Below are 16,900 nucleotides of genomic sequence, written 5' to 3' on the forward strand. Positions count from 1 at the left end.
GATCAGCTTGTAGTATGCGCGCGATTCGCATGCTCATTCTGATTCCCGGTTTGGAAGGTCTGTGATGCCTCAACTGTCCCGCCGCCTCTTCGTGCTCGGCGCTCCCCTCCTTTTGGCCGGCTGCGCCTCGTCGAAGCGGCTTTCCGCGGACTCGATCTTCGACGGCTGGGGCGGCAGCGACTACGACTACGGCGAAATCTATGCGGGCTTCGACGACAACGGCAATCCGGTCCCGGCGATCGACCTGAGGCGGATCGATGGGGCCTTCCTGCGCCGCGAAGTCTCCGACCCGACCGGCGAGGCGCCCGGCACCATCGTGGTCGACCCGCCCAACCACTATCTCTATCACGTGCATGAAGGCGGCAACGCCACGCGTTACGGCGTCGGCGTCGGCCGCGAGGGCTTTGCCTGGAACGGCCGGGCCACGATCAAGCGCAAGGCGGTGTGGCCGCGCTGGACCCCGCCCTCCGACATGGTCAAGCGCGACAGCGAAGCGGCCAAATGGGCGGGCGGCATGCCCGGCGGCCCCGGCAACCCGCTGGGCGCCCGCGCCATGTATCTGTTCCAAGGTGACCGCGACACGCTCTACCGCCTGCACGGCACCATCGACCCCTCCTCGATCGGCAAGTCGATGTCGTCGGGCTGCATCCGCCTGCTCAACCAGGACATCATCCACCTCTACAACAACACGCCCGTCGGCACGCGCGTTGTGGTGCTGGGCAATGGCGGTGACGGCGGTGACGGCAGCTACGACGACCAGGAAGCGGCGATGTGATAGCGGCGTCCGGCGAACGCCCGGAGACCGTCCAGTATAGTGCCGAGTATAGCGATTGCGGGGACGGCCTCGGCGCGCCCGCAACCGTGCCGTCCTCAGTCGATCCCCTGTTGATTGGCGCTGCAGCCTCCACGTGACGAAATTTTCATGCGCAACCCTCTTGCGCATGAACCATCGCAGACCCGATTTTCAGGCCATGACGAACGGGTTCCTTCCGATGCATTACGCGCGCACTGCCCTGCTCCTTGCCGGCATGACGGCCCTGTTCATGGTGATCGGGCTGATGCTGGGCGGCAAGGGCGGCATGATGATCGCCTTGCTGGTGGCCATCGGCACCAATCTGTTCGCCTATTGGCGTTCGGGCGACATGGTGCTGTCGATGTACGGTGCCCGCGAGGTCAGCCCCGCCAGCGAACCGGGGCTCTACAAGCTCACGGCCGGCCTTGCCCGCAATGCCGGCCTGCCGATGCCCAAGCTCTATCTGATCGACGATCCGCAGCCCAATGCCTTCGCCACCGGCCGCGATCCGGCCAATGCCGCCGTCGCCATCAATACCGGCCTGCTGCAATCGCTGTCGCGCGACGAGGTTGCGGGCGTGATCGCCCATGAGCTTGCCCATATCAAGCATCGCGATACGCTCTTGATGACCATCACGGCCACCCTGGCCGGCGCCATCTCGATGGTAGCCAATTTCGGCATGTTCTTCTCCGGCAATCGCGAGCGCAACTCGCTCGGTCCGATCGGCTCCATCCTGCTCGCCGTGCTGGCGCCGCTCGCCGCCATGGTGGTGCAGATGGCAATCTCGCGCTCGCGCGAATATGAGGCGGACCGTCTGGGCGCCGAGATCAGCGGCAACCCGCTGGCGCTCGCCTCGGGCCTGGCACGCATCCAGAATGCCGCCCATGCCATTCCCAACGAGCAGGCCGAGGCCCATCCCGCCACGGCGCATATGTTCATCATCAATCCGCTGTCAGGCCGGCCGATGGACAATCTGTTCTCGACCCATCCCGACACCCGGAACCGCATCGCGGCGTTGGAAGAGCAGGCCCGGCGCATGGGCGCGGGCCGGCAGCCGCCCCGCCAGGGCGGCTTCGTCGAGGGCGTCAACCTCGACGATCTCGGCCCAGGCGGCCCGAAGGGGCCGTGGGGGTAAGACGAAATCTCACTGGATCTTGGCGTAACTCGCCGCAAAACCCGCGAGCGGCAGCTGGACGCTGACATCGTTGCGCTGCAGGTTCTGGAAGGTCGTCTTGAGCTGCTTGCCTGTCTTCATCCGGGCCAGCAGTCCGGCATCGAGCGGCGTGCCGACATAGCAGCCGGCAGCGTCGCAGGTCTGCAGCGGATAGCTCGTCGCTTGGCCGTCATCGACCTGCAGCTTGAGACCGGCCGGCAGATAGAGCCCGAGCGGCAGGCGGACCAGCACCACGGGCGCGCGAGTGTCGCTGGGAACGCGTACCGAGAAGCCGACCACGAGCTGGCCGGTGGTGTTCATCACCGCGTTTTCCTCGACGACGCAGTCGAGCGGGCCCTGCCGGGCGTCTGCGGTGCAGCGCGTCACCCAACCGGGCGCCGCGGGAGCCGGGGCTGCGGCAGGCGCCGGGGCCGCCGCCTTGGGAGCCTCCGGGGCGGCAGGTTTCTTGGCCTGCGCCTGCGCACTGCCCGCCAGCAGGCAGGCCAGGCCCGCCGCCACCGTCAATTCAACCATACGATGCATCGTCGCCTATCCGTCCTTCAATTTACCAGCTGTAGCGAAGCCCGCCCGACCCGGTGAGGTCGTGCGAGGATTTGGAGAAATTGCCGCTGAACTTGCCGTAAACCGACAGGCCCGAGGCCGAGACCAGGTTCACGCCCGCTTCCACCAGAGCCGAATCCCGCGGCGCCGAAGCGCCGTAGACCACGAAATTATAGCCGGGTGCCGCCGTGAAGCCGGCTTCGACCGAGCGCCGGTTCGCGAACTCGTGCACCCAGGAGGCGCGCAGGAAGGGCTCGAGATAGGTCGTCTCGCCGAAATAGAAGCGGGTATCGATCTGCGCCCCCAGGAAGGATGGGAACGAGTTGATGGTCCGCCCGGCATAATTGAGGGCAAGGCCGCCAGTGGTGCCTTGGGCGTGCTCGGTCGAGCCGTCCAGATGCAGGGAGGAGAACTGCAGCGCCGCGAAGGGCGTGACGTTCACTCCCGAGAAATTGGCCTTGTAGCCTCCCTCCAGGCGCGCGCTGATGGCGCGGCCGTCGAAGCTGTTGCCGAGCGCGTCATAGGCACCCGCGACCGGATTGATCGGTGCGTTCGTACCCTGGATCATGGCATAACGCTGGGTGGTGGCGTGCATGACGTCGAAGCCGAGCAGCCCGTTGGCGTAGAAATTGCCGTATTTGGCGGCCCCGTACAGCGCGAAATGGCCGGCATCCACCTTGCCCGTAGTGGCGCGCTGCTCCACCCCGAAGCTCGAATGGCCGCCGCCCACCGACAGGCCGATCAGATAATTCGGATCGAACTGGTAATCGAGGCCTGCCGCGATGCCCTGGTTGTGGGTCTTCAGATTGCCCGAGCCGACGACGGTGTTGCCGTCGAAGGAGGAGCCGCCGCCATACCCGGTGATCCAGGCGCGCCACAGGCGGGTGTCGCAGAAGGATGCGCCCTTCACGGTTTTGCCGCCGACATCGGCGCTGCAGCCGCCGACGGTCTTGCCGGTGAGATCGACCGCGTTGCCGTTCCGCCAGAAGTCGGCCTGCTGCATCACCGAGCGCATGAAGGCACCGCTGTCGGAGAACAGCGTCTGCTGCACGCCGGCCGTGCCTTCGCCGTCGATGGAGTCATAGGTCTTCTGCAGCGCGGCCACGTCCGGCTGGAAGAAGATGGCTGCCGCCAGCGGCACGAATTTCGGCGAAGTCTGGTCGGTCTGGATCGCGTTGATCGCATTGCCGACGGCATGCCCGTTCTCAGTCAGGCCGTCGGCCGAGAAGTCGATCTTGGTGCGCAGGATCGCGTCGTAATCGGTGAAGATCAGGCTGTAATTCGCCACCGCCGTCGGAATGGCATCGATGGTCATGCCGCTGTCGGTGACACCCTTTTCGGTGTGGACGATGACATGGTCGCTGGTACCCGGCGTCGCCTTGCCGGGGTTGAGCAGGTTGATCGAGACCTTGCCGGCGAGATCGGCCGCGCCCGAGACGTTGAGAAGGTCGGTGAAGCCGGGATTGCTCAGATCCGGCAGGGCCGCCGCCAGCATTGCCACCGACGTTGTCGTGCTCCAATCGGCGTTCCGGTCGAGGTCAAAGTCCAGCATGTAGCTGCCATCGGCCTTCTGGCCGAAATAGCCGGTCTCGTTGGTGGTGAAGACCCGATTGACGCCACCAATCGCCATGAAGCCGGCATTGGAGAACAGATGGGCCGCGGTGTCGCCGAGCTGGACAGTGTCGCCGGTGACGAACCAGGCGCCGTTCTGGTTGTCGAAGGTGTTGAGGCCTGTTCCGAGCTTGACCGAACCGGTGACGAGGTTGGTGTTGGTCACCGCCTCGTTGCCGGCCGAGCCATAGACGGCGAGGCCATCGATCCAACCGGTGCCGATCAGCTTCTTGTCTTCGTCAAGGGCGAGGCCGACGGTCTTGCCGTAATCGGTAATCAGGCCTGCATTGGCGAGCGTGTTGGCCGCACCATCGAGGAAGCCGACGCCGGCGCCCATGCCGGTGCCGCCGACGATGCTGCTGTCGGCGTTGACGGTGATGGCGATATTGCCATTGGTCTTGCCGGCGCTCTGGGCCAGGATGGCGAAGGAGCCGGAGCCAGCCGTAAGGATATCGCCAGTCTGGTTGATGGTGACGTCGCCCGCCTTGCCGTCGCCGCCGGCGGAGCCTGCAAAGCCGATGCCGACGCTCTTGCCGTCAAGCAGGTTGGTGACCACGCCCTGCGCGGTTTCCGGCAAGGCATCGATGAAGGGCTTGGGCACGGTGAGACCGCCCAGCGAATTGACCACGCCGCCGCCGCCGCCGATCGACTGGGCAAAGATGCCATGCGCATTGGTGCCATCGGTCGCAATCAGTTCGGCGGTGTTGATGACGCTGACCGCGCCGCCATTGCCGCCACCGCCTGCATCGGCGCCCCAGGCGCCGAGCCCGGTGGCCGCTGCCGCATAGCCGCCGCCACCGCCGACCGACTGGGCAAAGATAGCCGTGGAATTCTGGCCGAAGGTCAGCAGCGAGCCGGCATTGGTGACCTTGACCATGCCGCCGTCGCTGCCTGCCGCGGCCCCGCGCTCGAAGGAGACGAGGCCGTAGGTTTCGCCGGACGAACCGCCGCCACCGCCGACCGACTGGGCCATAATGGCATTGGACTGGTCACCGGTAGTGATGATGCTGATCTTGATCGGATCATCGTTGCTATCCCCAGGCGTCAGATCAACGTCCTGGCCACCCGCGGCATTGCTGATGGTCACGTCGCCGCCCTTGCCGCCCGCACCGGACTTGCCGCCGATCGCCACCGCGCCGAGGCCGCCGCCACCGATACCGCCGCCACCGCCGACCGACTGCGCGAACAGGCCGTTGGAGAAATCTCCCTCGGTCTGCACGAAGCCGCTATTGGCGATGCCGACACTGCCACCATCGCCCGAGGCACCGGCGCTGCCGCCGACCTGCACGAGATTGACGCTGCCGACGAGGCTGCCAATGCCCTGCTTGTCATAGAGAAAGCCGCCACCGGTGCCGCCGCCGCCGCCGATCGACTGGGCCGTGACACCATTGGACTCGCGGCCCTCCGTGAAGATATCGCCGGCATTGGCGACAGCGACCGTACCGCCATTGCCTGCAGCGCCGCCGGCGCCGCCGATGGCGAGGGCACTGAGCGAACCGCCGCCGCCAGTGCCGCCACCGCCGCCGACCGATTGCGCGGTGATGCCGTTCGAGAACAGGCCCTTGGTGCCGAGATAGGCAAAATTGGTGACCGTGACGGCGCCGCCATTGCCGGCCGCCCCGCCATCGCCGCCGATATCGATCAGGCCGGAGCCTGCTCCGCCCTGGCCGCCGCCGCCGCCGATCGACTGGGCGAGGATCGCGCCGGAGGAGATGGTGCCGTTGGCCTGGATGGCGCCAATCTCGACATCGCCCGACTTGCCATTGGTCACGGTCACAGTCCCGCCATCGCCGGCCGAGCCGCTGTCGACGCCGAGGAGATCGGCGAGCGCACCGCCACCGAGGCCGATGGTGCCGGTCAGGCCCGCAACGGCATTGCCGCTATTGCCGCCGCCGCCACCGACCGACTGGGCGAAGATGCCCCAGGAATAGATGCCTTCGGTCTGTATCTGACCCTGGTTGTCGATCGTAACCGTGTTGCCGTTGCCGGCCGAGCCACCATAGCCACCGACGGCGACCACATAGTTCTTGGCGATACCGACGGCGCCGAACGGCATGGCCGCCAGCGTGGCGTAGCTATAAGGGCTGGGCACCACGTCCTGCAGGCCGATGATGCCGCTGCCGCCCTGGCCGCCGCCGCCGCCGATCGATTGGGCGAAGATGCCGCTGGAGGCATCGCCCTTGGTGACGATCACGCCGTCATTGCCGACGGTGACGGTGCCGGCATCGTTGCCGGTGCCACCAAAGCCACCCACCGTCGCCTGGAAGGAGAAATTGTTCTTGGTCTCTTCCGGTGCGGTGCAGACCACCGGCAGGGTGCAGGCCTTGGTCAGGACCAGCGAGAGGGAGTTGGCCTGGCCGCCATTGCCACCGCCCCCGCCGATCGACTGGGCCTGGATGCCATGCGAGCCGCTGCCATCCGTCTGGATCGAACCCGACTGGTCGACGGTGACATTGCCGGCCGTGTTGCCGTCGCCGCCAAGGCCGCCCACCGCGAAGCTGACATTGATCGTGCGACCCTGGCTGGCACCGCCGACGCCGAGCACGCCCGACAGGCTCGAGCCGCCATTGCCGCCACCACCGCCGATCGACTGGGCGAGGATGCCCTGCGCCGCATCGCCCTGCGTCTGCAGATTGCCGTTGCTGGTGACCTTGACGTCGCCGCCAGTGCCGCCACTGCCGCCCTTGCCGCCAACGGCCGCCCCGAAGTTCAGATTGGTGTTTTCACCACCAACGCCGAACACGGCCGAGCCCGCGAGCCCGCCATTGCCGCCGCCACCGCCGATCGACTGGGCGAGGATCGCCTGCGAGCCGATGCCCGTGGTGCCGATGTCGCCGGTATTGCCGATGGTGACGAGGCCGGCGCCGGTGCCGGCACCGCCGAAGCCGCCGAGCGAAGCGCTGATGTTCTTGGAACTGGTGCCGCCAAAGGCACCGGTGATCGACAGGCCGCCATTGCCACCGCCACCACCGATCGATTGGCCGGCCAAGCCGACCGAATAGTCGCCCGCGGTGAGGATGGTGCCGTTGCGCGTGACGCTGACATTGCCGCCGGTCCCGCCTGCCCCTCCGAAGCCGCCCATGCTCAGCGAGACGTCGACGGCATTCTGGCTGACGCCGACCGCGCCGGCAAAACTCATGCCGCCATTGCCGCCGCCACCGCCGATCGACTGGGCCAGCACGCCATCGGCATGGTCACCCCATGTGGTGATGAGCCCCGTCGAATCGACCGTCACGGCACCACCATTGCCCGCAGCGCCACCGAAGCCGCCGAGGGAGAGGGAGACACCGGCTTGCGTCGATCCGGACGCCCCACCGGTGATCGTCGCGGCGCCGCTGAAGCCGCCATCGCCGCCGCCACCACCGATCGACTGCGCCAGGATGCCGTTGGATCCTTTGCCTGTGATCTGGGTTTCGTCTCCAATCTGGGTTTTGCTTCCCGTCAGGATATTGTCGACGCTGGTCACCTTGACCGCGCCGGCATCGTTGCCGGTTCCTCCAAAGCCACCGACGGAAATGCCGAAACCGGCAGTTGCTCCCTCGCTGAAGGTGAGCGACAGCGCCCCTGAGAACCCGCCACTGCCACCACCGCCGCCGATCGACTGCGCATAGATGCCGTTGGAACCATCCCCCGCGGTTTGAATGGTGGCGCTGTTGTCGGTCGGCAGGACCTTGCCGACGTTCGACTTGATGGTGACGTCGCCGCCGGTGCTGCCCGAACCGCCGCCGCCGCCGACACTGACGGAGGCGCTGCCGCCCGTGCCGGTGCTGACATTCAGATTGCCGGCGACCGAAAAGCCGCCATTGCCGCCACCGCCGCCGATCGACTGGGCCGCAAGGCCGTGGGAGAGAGCCCCCTTGGTGTAGATCAGACCGGTGCTGTCGACCTCGGCCGACCCGGCCTTGGCGCCGTCGCCACCGAAGCCACCGACGGAAACCGCCAGGCTGACATTCTGCTCCCCGACACCGACGGCGCCCGCCACGCTGGCGCCGCCATTGCCGCCATTGCCGCCGATCGACTGGGCCAGGATTGCCGTCGAGCCGGCGCCGAAGGTTGCGACATTACCGATATTGCTGGCCTTGACGTTGCCGGCCGTGGCACCGCCGCCACCTTCGCCGCCCACCGAAACGCCAAGAGCGACGCCCTCGCCGATGGTCGCGCTGAGGCTGCCGGCAAAACCGCCATTGCCGCCGCCGCCGCCGATCGATTGCGCCAGCAGGCCAAGCGACAGATCACCCTTGGTCTGGAGATTGCCGGTATGGCTGACATCCACGTTGCCGGCCTTGCCGCCATCGCCGCCGAAGCCGCCGACGCTGGCATTCAGGCTGCCGCCCTGCCCGATCTGCAAAGTACCAGCCACCGAGAAGCCGCCATTGCCACCGCTGCCGCCGATCGACTGGCCGACGACGCCACTGGACAGGGTGCCGTCGGTCGAGACATCGCCGTTGACGGTGACCTCGACCGCATCGGCCTTGGCGCCGTCGCCGCCCGAACCGCCGACGCTGGCCCCCAGAGCGACGCCATTGCCGATATTGGCCGAAAGCGTGGCGGCAAAGCCGCCATTGCCGCCGCCGCCACCGATCGACTGGGCCAGCACGCCGGTCGACTGGTCGCCCTCGGTCGCGACCGCACCTGTCTGCGAGACCGTGACCTTGCCGGCCGTACCGCCATTGCCGCCTGCGCCGCCGACCGCGACCGCGATGCTCGCGCCACCCTCGGGCGACACCGTGATGGCGCCCGCGGCGGCAAAGCCGCCATTGCCGCCGCCGCCGCCCAGGGACTGGGCGAGAATGCCGGTGGACGAAGTGCCGAAGGTCGCCACGGCCCCCTTGTTGGTGACGCCGACATTGCCGGCCGTGGCACCATCGCCGGCCGAACCACCGACCGCGACTGCGGCGCTGCCGCCGCCTTCGGGCGCGAGAGCGATGCTGCCGGACACGGCGAAGCCGCCATTGCCGCCACCGCCGCCGATCGACTGGGCCGCGATGCCGGCGGAGAAATTACCGAATGTGACGATGTCGCCATTGCTGCCGACGGTAACGGCGCTGGCGGTATTGCCCGAGCCGCCCTTGCCGCCGACGGCCGCCGAGAGGGAAACCACGCCCGAACCGGACGCGCCAATGCCGAAGCCGCCATTGCCGCCGCCACCGCCGATCGACTGGGCGGTGATACCGGCCGAGAGGTCGCCGAGCGTGGTGATGTTGCTGGCCTGCTGCGTGCCGTTCTGGACGTTCACCGTGCCGGCCGAACCGCCATCACCGCCGCTGCCACCGAGCGAAAGCGACAGGGCGCCGACGCCACCGAGAGCCAGGGAGCCACTGAAGCCGCCATTGCCGCCGCCACCGCCGATCGACTGGGCCAGGATGCCGCCGCCATTGGCGGTGGTGGCCTTGTAGTTGCCGTCGGCGACACTGCCCGTGCCCGCACCGTTGAGGATATCGCCATTGCTGGTGACGCTGACCGCCGACGCGGTACCGCCGCTGCCGCCGCTGCGGCCGACCGCGACCGACAGGCCGGCCGATCCGCCGAGACTCGCAGCGATGCTGGAACCACCATTGCCGCCGCCGCCGCCGATCGACTGGGCCAGCACACCGGCCGCATTGGTACCGGTGACCTGGACGGCCCCCTGATTGGTCAGGTCGACGCCGCCGCCATTGCCGCCATCACCGCCGGTGCCGCCCATGGCGACACCGATCGAAATGCTGGAGGAGAGCGAAGCCGACCCCGAGAAACCGCCATTGCCGCCGCCACCGCCGATCGACTGGGCGACGAGGCCGTTGGAGGCCTCGCCCTTGGTGAGGATCGGGCCGGTGCTCTTCACCGTCACGAGGGCGGCATCGGCCCCCGCGCCGCCACTGCCGCCGACGGCGACGGATGCCGCCCCGACGCCGCCGACATTGAAGGAACCGGAGAGGCCGAAGCCGCCATTGCCGCCGCCGCCGCCGATCGACTGCGCCAGCACGGCGTCGGAGCGGTCGCCCTCGGTCTGGATCGCGCCATTGCTGGTGACGGACACCGTACCGGCATTGTTGCCCGCGCCGCCCTTGCCGCCCAGTGATATCGCCGCCGAACCGGAAACGCCGACCAGGGGAGCACTGCCGCTCAAGGTGGCCGCAAAGCCGCCATTGCCGCCGCCGCCACCGATCGACTGGGCCAGCACGCCGGCCGAATTGTCGCCCTTGGTCAGGATGTTGTGGCTCTGGTCGACCAGGACGCCCGCGCCGCTGCCGCCGCTGCCGCCGCCGCCGCCGAGAGAGATCCCCGCAGAAACGCCGCCCGAAAGCGCGAGCGCGCCGGCAAAGCCGCCATTGCCGCCGCCACCGCCGATCGACTGGGCCAGGATGCCGGCTGAATTGTTTCCGTCGGTCTCGAGCGTAGCCGCGTTGCCCGTGGCGCCTGCCGGCTTGTAGGCCTTGACCGTTACGGCGCCGCCATTGCCGCCGCCACCGGCCGTGCCGCCAAGGCCGACATTGACGTTGCCGGCCACAGAGAGCTGGCCAGCCACGGTGGAGCCGCCATTGCCGCCGCCGCCGCCGACGGATTGCGCCAGGATGGCGGCCGAATTGTCTTCCTTGGTCAGGAGGTTGCCGGTCGAGGTCACCGATACGATATCGCCATGCCCCGCCTGCGCGCCGCTGCCGCCAAGCGTGACTGAAGCACCGACGCCGCTGATCCCCGCACCGACGGCGAGGCCGCCATTGCCGCCACCGCCGCCGATCGACTGGGCCAGGATGGCGGAAGAGTTCTTGCCGCCGGTTGCGATGTCACCATTGCTGTCGACGGTGACGCTCTTGCCCGAGCCGCCCTTCTCGCCAGTACCGCCGAGGCCGACATTGGCGCTGGCCAGGCCAAGGCCGGCGGCAACCGACACGCCGCCATTGCCGCCGCCGCCGCCCACCGACTGGGCCAGGATGCCGCTGGCATTATCGCCCGCCGTGGTTATCACCGAGAGATTGGAGACATTGACCGTGCCGGCATCGCCGCCCTTGCCGCCACCGCCGCCGAGGGCGATCGAAGCCTGGACCAGCCCTGCCGAGCCGGCCACCGCCAGGCCGCCATTGCCGCCGCCACCGCCGACCGACTGGGCGAAGATGCCCGTCGAGCCACTGCCATGCGTCTCGATGCTGCCCTTGGTGTCGACCTGGACATTGCCGGCGCCACCGCCGTCGCCGCCACTGCCGCCCAGCGCGATGCTGGCGCTGATCGGACCGCCATTGGCGCTGATGCCGAAGCCGCCATTGCCGCCGCCGCCGCCTACCGACTGGGCGAAGATGCCAGCCGAGCGGTCGCCCCAGGTGATGATCGAGGCGCTGCTGGCCTGGGCGGGATCGACATCGTCACGCAGGACGCTGACATTCGCACCCGTGCCGCCCACGCCGCCCTTGCCGCCCAGGGCCACCGTAATGCCGGTACCGACGGCTAGCGCGTTGCCGCCATTGCCGCCGCCGCCACCCACCGACTGCGCAAAGATGGCCGCCGAGTCCGTCACGGCACTCGAATCGGCCTTGGCATTGATGCCGGTTTCGATGGATCCGGCGCTGGTAACCGTGACGGCACCGCCATTGCCGCCCGAACCGCCCTGGCCGCCCACGGTGAAGAGACCGCCCGAGGAGCCGCCATTGCCGCCGCCGCCGCCAACCGATTGCGCGAAGATGCCCTGCGAAAAGGACTGATAGGTGGTGATCGAACCGCCGGCCGCGTTGGTGACGTCGACCGTTCCGGCATTGCTGGTGGTCGAGCCCTTGCCGCCGATCGCCACGAGCCCGCCGGAGGAGCCACCGTCGCCGCCGCCGCCGCCGATCGACTGGGCGAAGACGCCGGTCGAATTGAAGCCCTTGGTGGTGATGCTGCCGCCATTGACCGCGGTGACGTTGCCGCCGGCGCCGCCGGCCGCGCCATCCGCCCCGAGCACGACGAGGCCGCCGCCGCCGGAACCCGAACCACCGCCGCCACCGATCGACTGGGCCAGGATGCCGAAAGAGTGGGTGCCGTTGGTGGTGACATCGCCGAAATTGCGGGCATCGACGGTGCCGGCATCGCCGCCCGTGCCACCCTGGCCGCCAATCGCGCCGAGGCCACCGGCACTGCCGCTGCTGCCGCCGCTACCGCCGATGGATTGCGCCAGCAAGCCATGCGAATTGGCACCATGGGTGGCGATGGTCAGGCCTTCCAGCGCCGTGACAGAGGCCGAGCCGCCGCGGCCGGCGCCCGATGCGTCGCCGCTGGAGGCGACGATGCCGCCGGCGCTGCCGCCGGCCCCGCCCTTGCCGCCCTGGCTGATGGCCGCCAGGCCACCGGAATTGTCGCCATAGGTGGTGATCGTGCCTTCACCCGCCGTCACGCTCGCCGCGCCGGCAGCGCCGCCCTTGCCGCCCTCGCCGCCGCTGCCGACCACCGTATAGGAACCGCCGCCATGGCCGCCGCTGCCGCCGATCGACTGCGCCACCACGCCATAGCCATTGGTGACGGTGATATCGCCCTTGCTGGTCACGGTGGCGCTGCCGCCAGCACCGCCATTGCCGCCGCGCGCGCCGCCGCCGCCAAGATAATAGTCACCGCCATCGCCGCCATCGCCGCCCCGGCTGATGGCGATGACCCCGGGCTGTCCCGTGGTCGTCAGCGTCTGGCCGGTGCCGGCATAGTTGAGGTTGAGGCCGCCGCCCGTGAGGCTGCCGCCGGCGGCGCCCGGCTTGATGGTCATCGTGCCGGCGTCGCCATTGGTGCCAAGCGAGATGGTGATGGAGCCATCGGCCTCGTTGGGCGTGACGGTGGCGGGAATATCGACGCTGGTCGTATCGTAGCCGCCGCCACTTTTGGGGGTCTGGGTCTGCTTCGTATAAAGCGTGCTCGATCCCGCCTTCGGCGTCAGCGTGATGATGGAACCATCGCTGTAGTTGATGACGGCGACGCCCGTGGTCTGGTTGAAACTCTGGCCCGTGACGGTGGGCGCACTGCCGCCGCCCGAACCGCCGCCGCCACCCGACGCCGGCGGCACGAACAGGGCACCGTCATGGCCGTTGCCGCCATCCCCGCCATTCTGCCGCAGCAGGACCTGCCCGTTCACGGGGCCGCTCAGGCTGTTGACGTTCAGCGTGGTCGGGCCGGCATCGAGCTGCACGCCGGTGGGCAGGTTGCCCGTACAGGTCTGGATCGACCCGCTCGTCGAGCAATCGGCAAGGGCCGGGCCCGCCATGCCGATCGACAGCAAGGAGGCACCGAGCAAGCTGCCTCTGAGATTGGCTTTCAATCGCGATAACGACGTCTGGCGGGAAGCAAGGTGCAGCTCGGCAACGCAACTCAGGTCACGACGATGGCACGTCATCTGGAATCCCCACCCGCTCAGACATCGGCGGGGGCTCCACGGCATGCTGATACCGCCTGGCTTCGACACAGGCGTCGATACCGGCTGATGGTTCCAACAAGTTGAGATAACTGATCCCGCCGCGGGGATACTGCCTCCACACTCCGCCGGACCCGGCACGTCTTACCCCCCGGTAAGGCCGAATCGGCGCAGGCATGGATTTGTGGTCCCCGCGGACAAAAACTACCGCAACAAACCTTACCGTTCTATACGGCGTCCGTCGTATTTTTTGATTTTTACTTTACATATCACGATCAAGTCACGAGTATATAAATTTAGATTTCATATTGTATAGATATATACTTACCAAACTGAATGATCTTTATAAAGAAACGAAACTCAAATCATCTATACACCAGACTGCGATGTATTAAAATAATACAACAAGATCTATCGATATAAATCGAAACAAGATTATCCTTCATGCCTTGTCTCTAAATTCAAACAGGACAAATAATAGACATTGGAAAAAGTCGATGCCGCTCATCTCAAAAAGCAGGTATGTTGGTATTTTATTACTCTGCGCAGGCCGAACCGGCGGTGCCCTTTCGCCGGATCTCAGGCGAGCGTCTTGACCCAATAGGCCACTGCCGGATCCCCAGGCCAGGTCGCGGCAAGAGCCTCGAACAGGCTCCGCGCCTCGGCCGGCTTCGAGGCCATCCTGTCGAAGGCCGCCATATAGGCCTGGCGGCGCTCGGGAGTGGCATCGTCGGGCCAGGGGCTGAAAACGGCCGTCTGCGCCGTACGCCCCCGCAGCACGACATTGCCGAGGGGCCGCAACCTCTCCGGTTCGCCGATGGCGGCGGCCGCGCGGGCGCCAAGGCAAACCGTGGTGCCGAACTGCTTGTTCAGCGCCTCCAGCCGCGCCGCCGAGTTCACGGCGTCGCCATGGGCGGTATAGTCGAGATGACCAAGACCACCGACGTCGCCCACGATCACGGGCCCGGTATCCAGGCCGATGCGGGTGCGGCCGAAGCCGAGGCGCCTGGCATCCTCGCGCTGGCGGAATTCCGTGGTGAAGCGGCCGATCTCGATGGCGCAGTCCAGCGCCGCCTTGGCATGTCCCTCGACCGTCAGCGGCGCATTGAACAGGCCGTGCACGGCATCGCCGACAATCTTGTCGACCATGCCGCCATGATGGATGACGATGGCGCAGACCCCATCGAAATAGGCATCGAGCGCACCCACCAGCGTGCGCGGCTCGGCATTCTCCGACATGGTGGTGAAGCCCTCGATATCCGAGAACAGCGCCGTGACCTCCCGCAATTCACCCTCGATCTTCAGTTCTTCCGGCGCGGCTGTGAGGCGGCGCACGATCTCGGGGGAGAGGTAGCGTCCGAACTTACGCTCGATCGCCCCACGCAGCTTGCGGGTATGGGCGAACATCACCACCAGGGCCGAATTGGCGGCGGCTATGGCCGGGATCAGCGGACCGGCAGGGTCGATCAGCAATCGCGTGCTGGCGAACAGGCCGGCACTGAAGCCGATCCAGCCCAGTATCAGCACCGCCAGCACCGAGCTTGCCGCCAGAGGGCCGAGCCACAGCGCAGCCGCCAGCGCCACGAGGCCGAGGGCGGAGGCGGCAAGTGGCTCGATCAGCCGCGGGCTGTGGATGCGCTGCGGGATGTCGCCCGAGCGCAGGCCTTCGATCGCCTCGGCCTGGACCTGTACGGTCGGCGTAAGAGGTCCCGCGGCGGTCGGGAGCAGTGCGCCTGCTTCCGGCGCACTGGCACCGATCAACACGATGCGGCCGGCAAAACGTTGGGCCGGTATCTTGTCGTCCAGCACGTCGGCGGCCGAAACCGTGCGGGCGCGCCAGGTCGACGGAGCGGCGAGATGAAGCCGCACCGAAGCCCCCTCCCGCAAGGGAATGCGTGTCTCTCCCACCGAGGCGGTGGTTCCGTCGGGATCGAGCAGAAAGGCGGATGCGTGCTGCGCGCTTCGGAAGACCTCCATCGCAAAGCCCGCATAGATCTCGCTGCCGCCCCGCACGAAGACCGGCGCGTGGCGCACCTTCGAGCCGGTGACAGGAGAGAGCGACAAAGCGCCGATCGCAACCGCTCCATCCACGAGTGCCGCCGAGGGAGCGACGACACCGGCGGCCTTCTGGGACAGGTCCTGCTGCGGCACCGGAATGATCGGAGGCGGGAAGGGCAATGCATCCTTGCCGGCCTCGTCGGGCAACAAGCCCAGCACGACATCCGAGCGGGCGATCGCTTCGGCGAGCTGCTTGTTCTCATCAGGCAGGCTGTCGGCAACGCTCGTCAGCTCCGTCCGACCAGTCGATTTGGCATAGACTCTCAGCATCGGTGCCGGTGAGCGCCGGTCCGGGCCATCCAGCAGGATATCGACGCCGATGACCTGTGCTTTCGCATCCTGCAGCTTGGTTACCAGATCGGTCAGCCCGCCGCCCCGTCGCCACGGCCACCCTCCCTTGGCGGCCAGGCTGGGCCTGTCGATGTCAACCACCACCACGCCATCGGGCAGGCGCTTGGGCGGGATCACGCTCTCGAGAAAGTCGAAGGCTTCTTCGCGCAGTGTGTTGGCGGCCCCGCCTGGATTGTAGACGAGAAAGCAAAGACCGAGGATGAAGGCCGCCAGGCCGGTGGCAATTGCGGGCTTGAAGGCAAGATCAGCCACGCGCCGCGTCCTGGCCGGCGCCGGCATGCGCCTCGCCGGGGACCGTTTCCGCCTGCGCCAGTTGGGTAAGCGCGGCCACATGGCAATGCACGATGGCGCCGCGCCGTTCGATCGCCCCCCGCTCCTCGAAAGCGGCGAGCAGCCGGTTGACCTTGGGCCGGCTGGCGCCGACGAAGCTGGCGATCGCGCTTTGCGAGATCGTCAGCGGCGCACTGCGGGCGCCGTCGGCGCGGGTGCGCCCGTACCGCTTGACATGCCAGAGCAGGAAGCGGGCCAGCCGGGCCTCGAGCGGATAGAGCGCGATCGATTCGAGCTGGTCGGTGGTGTCGCGCAGCCGCGCGCACAGCACCTGCAGGATCGGCATCTGCAGCGCGGGGCGGGTGGCGAGCAGCCGCACGAAGGAGGCCTGCGCGATGAAACCGGCAACCACCGGCCCGACCGCGGTGGCATCCGCAGTGCGCCTGCCGCTGTCCAGCACCGCGATCTCGCCGATCACGTCCCCCGGCCCGGCTTCACGCAGAATCAGCTCGCGTCCCTCGACGGAAACGATGGAAAGGCGGATCGTACCCTGGAGCACGATCAGCATGCCCTCACCCGGCGCCCCCCGCGAGAAGATCGATTCGCCGTCGCGAAAACGTTGTTCGATGGCAAGATTCGCAACCGCGTCGATATCCTCCGGGCTTGCGCCGGCAAACAGATCGAGGCGGGCAATGGCAGTGCGAAGCGGGACGGACATTGACGCAAATATTCCAGTCTCAAACGTAAATATGGCGGGTATAAT

At 67.5% G+C, this 16,900-nt stretch carries 6 protein-coding genes; 2 read left to right on the forward strand and 4 right to left on the reverse strand.

Annotation, left to right across the window (positions count from 1 at the left end; translation table 11 throughout):
- The first annotated feature begins 64 nt into the window (after positions 1-64).
- Both ACIGJE_RS01510 and htpX read left to right on the forward strand, forming a co-directional pair.
- Entirely contained in the window at positions 65-775 is a 711-nt protein-coding gene (locus ACIGJE_RS01510) for a L,D-transpeptidase (protein WP_322433486.1), read from the forward strand.
- A gap of 217 nt (positions 776-992) precedes the next feature.
- Entirely contained in the window at positions 993-1,928 is a 936-nt protein-coding gene (gene htpX, locus ACIGJE_RS01515) for a zinc metalloprotease HtpX (RefSeq protein ID WP_483680312.1), read from the forward strand.
- 9 nt (positions 1,929-1,937) lie between these two features.
- On the opposite strand, the gene ACIGJE_RS01520 is transcribed toward htpX, so the two are convergent.
- The 4 genes from ACIGJE_RS01520 to ACIGJE_RS01535 form a co-directional block, all read right to left on the reverse strand.
- Positions 1,938-2,489, reverse strand: a complete 552-nt coding sequence (locus ACIGJE_RS01520) for an invasion associated locus B family protein (protein WP_483679138.1) — start codon at positions 2,487-2,489, stop codon at positions 1,938-1,940.
- A gap of 22 nt (positions 2,490-2,511) precedes the next feature.
- Positions 2,512-13,341 (reverse strand): hypothetical protein, encoded by a 10,830-nt coding sequence (locus ACIGJE_RS01525; protein ID WP_483679139.1) that lies wholly within the window; start codon positions 13,339-13,341, stop codon positions 2,512-2,514.
- Between the two features lie 696 nt (positions 13,342-14,037).
- A complete protein-coding gene (locus tag ACIGJE_RS01530) occupies positions 14,038-16,119 on the reverse strand; it encodes a CHASE2 domain-containing protein (RefSeq protein WP_311937563.1) in 2,082 nt (693 codons plus the stop codon).
- Entirely contained in the window at positions 16,112-16,855 is a 744-nt protein-coding gene (locus ACIGJE_RS01535) for a Crp/Fnr family transcriptional regulator (RefSeq protein ID WP_082980208.1), read from the reverse strand. The genes ACIGJE_RS01530 and ACIGJE_RS01535 overlap by 8 nt, the downstream gene beginning before the upstream one ends.
- Positions 16,856-16,900: the final 45 nt, after the last annotated feature.

It is taken from the genome of Labrys sp. E2SS-1L, from assembly GCF_057073705.1.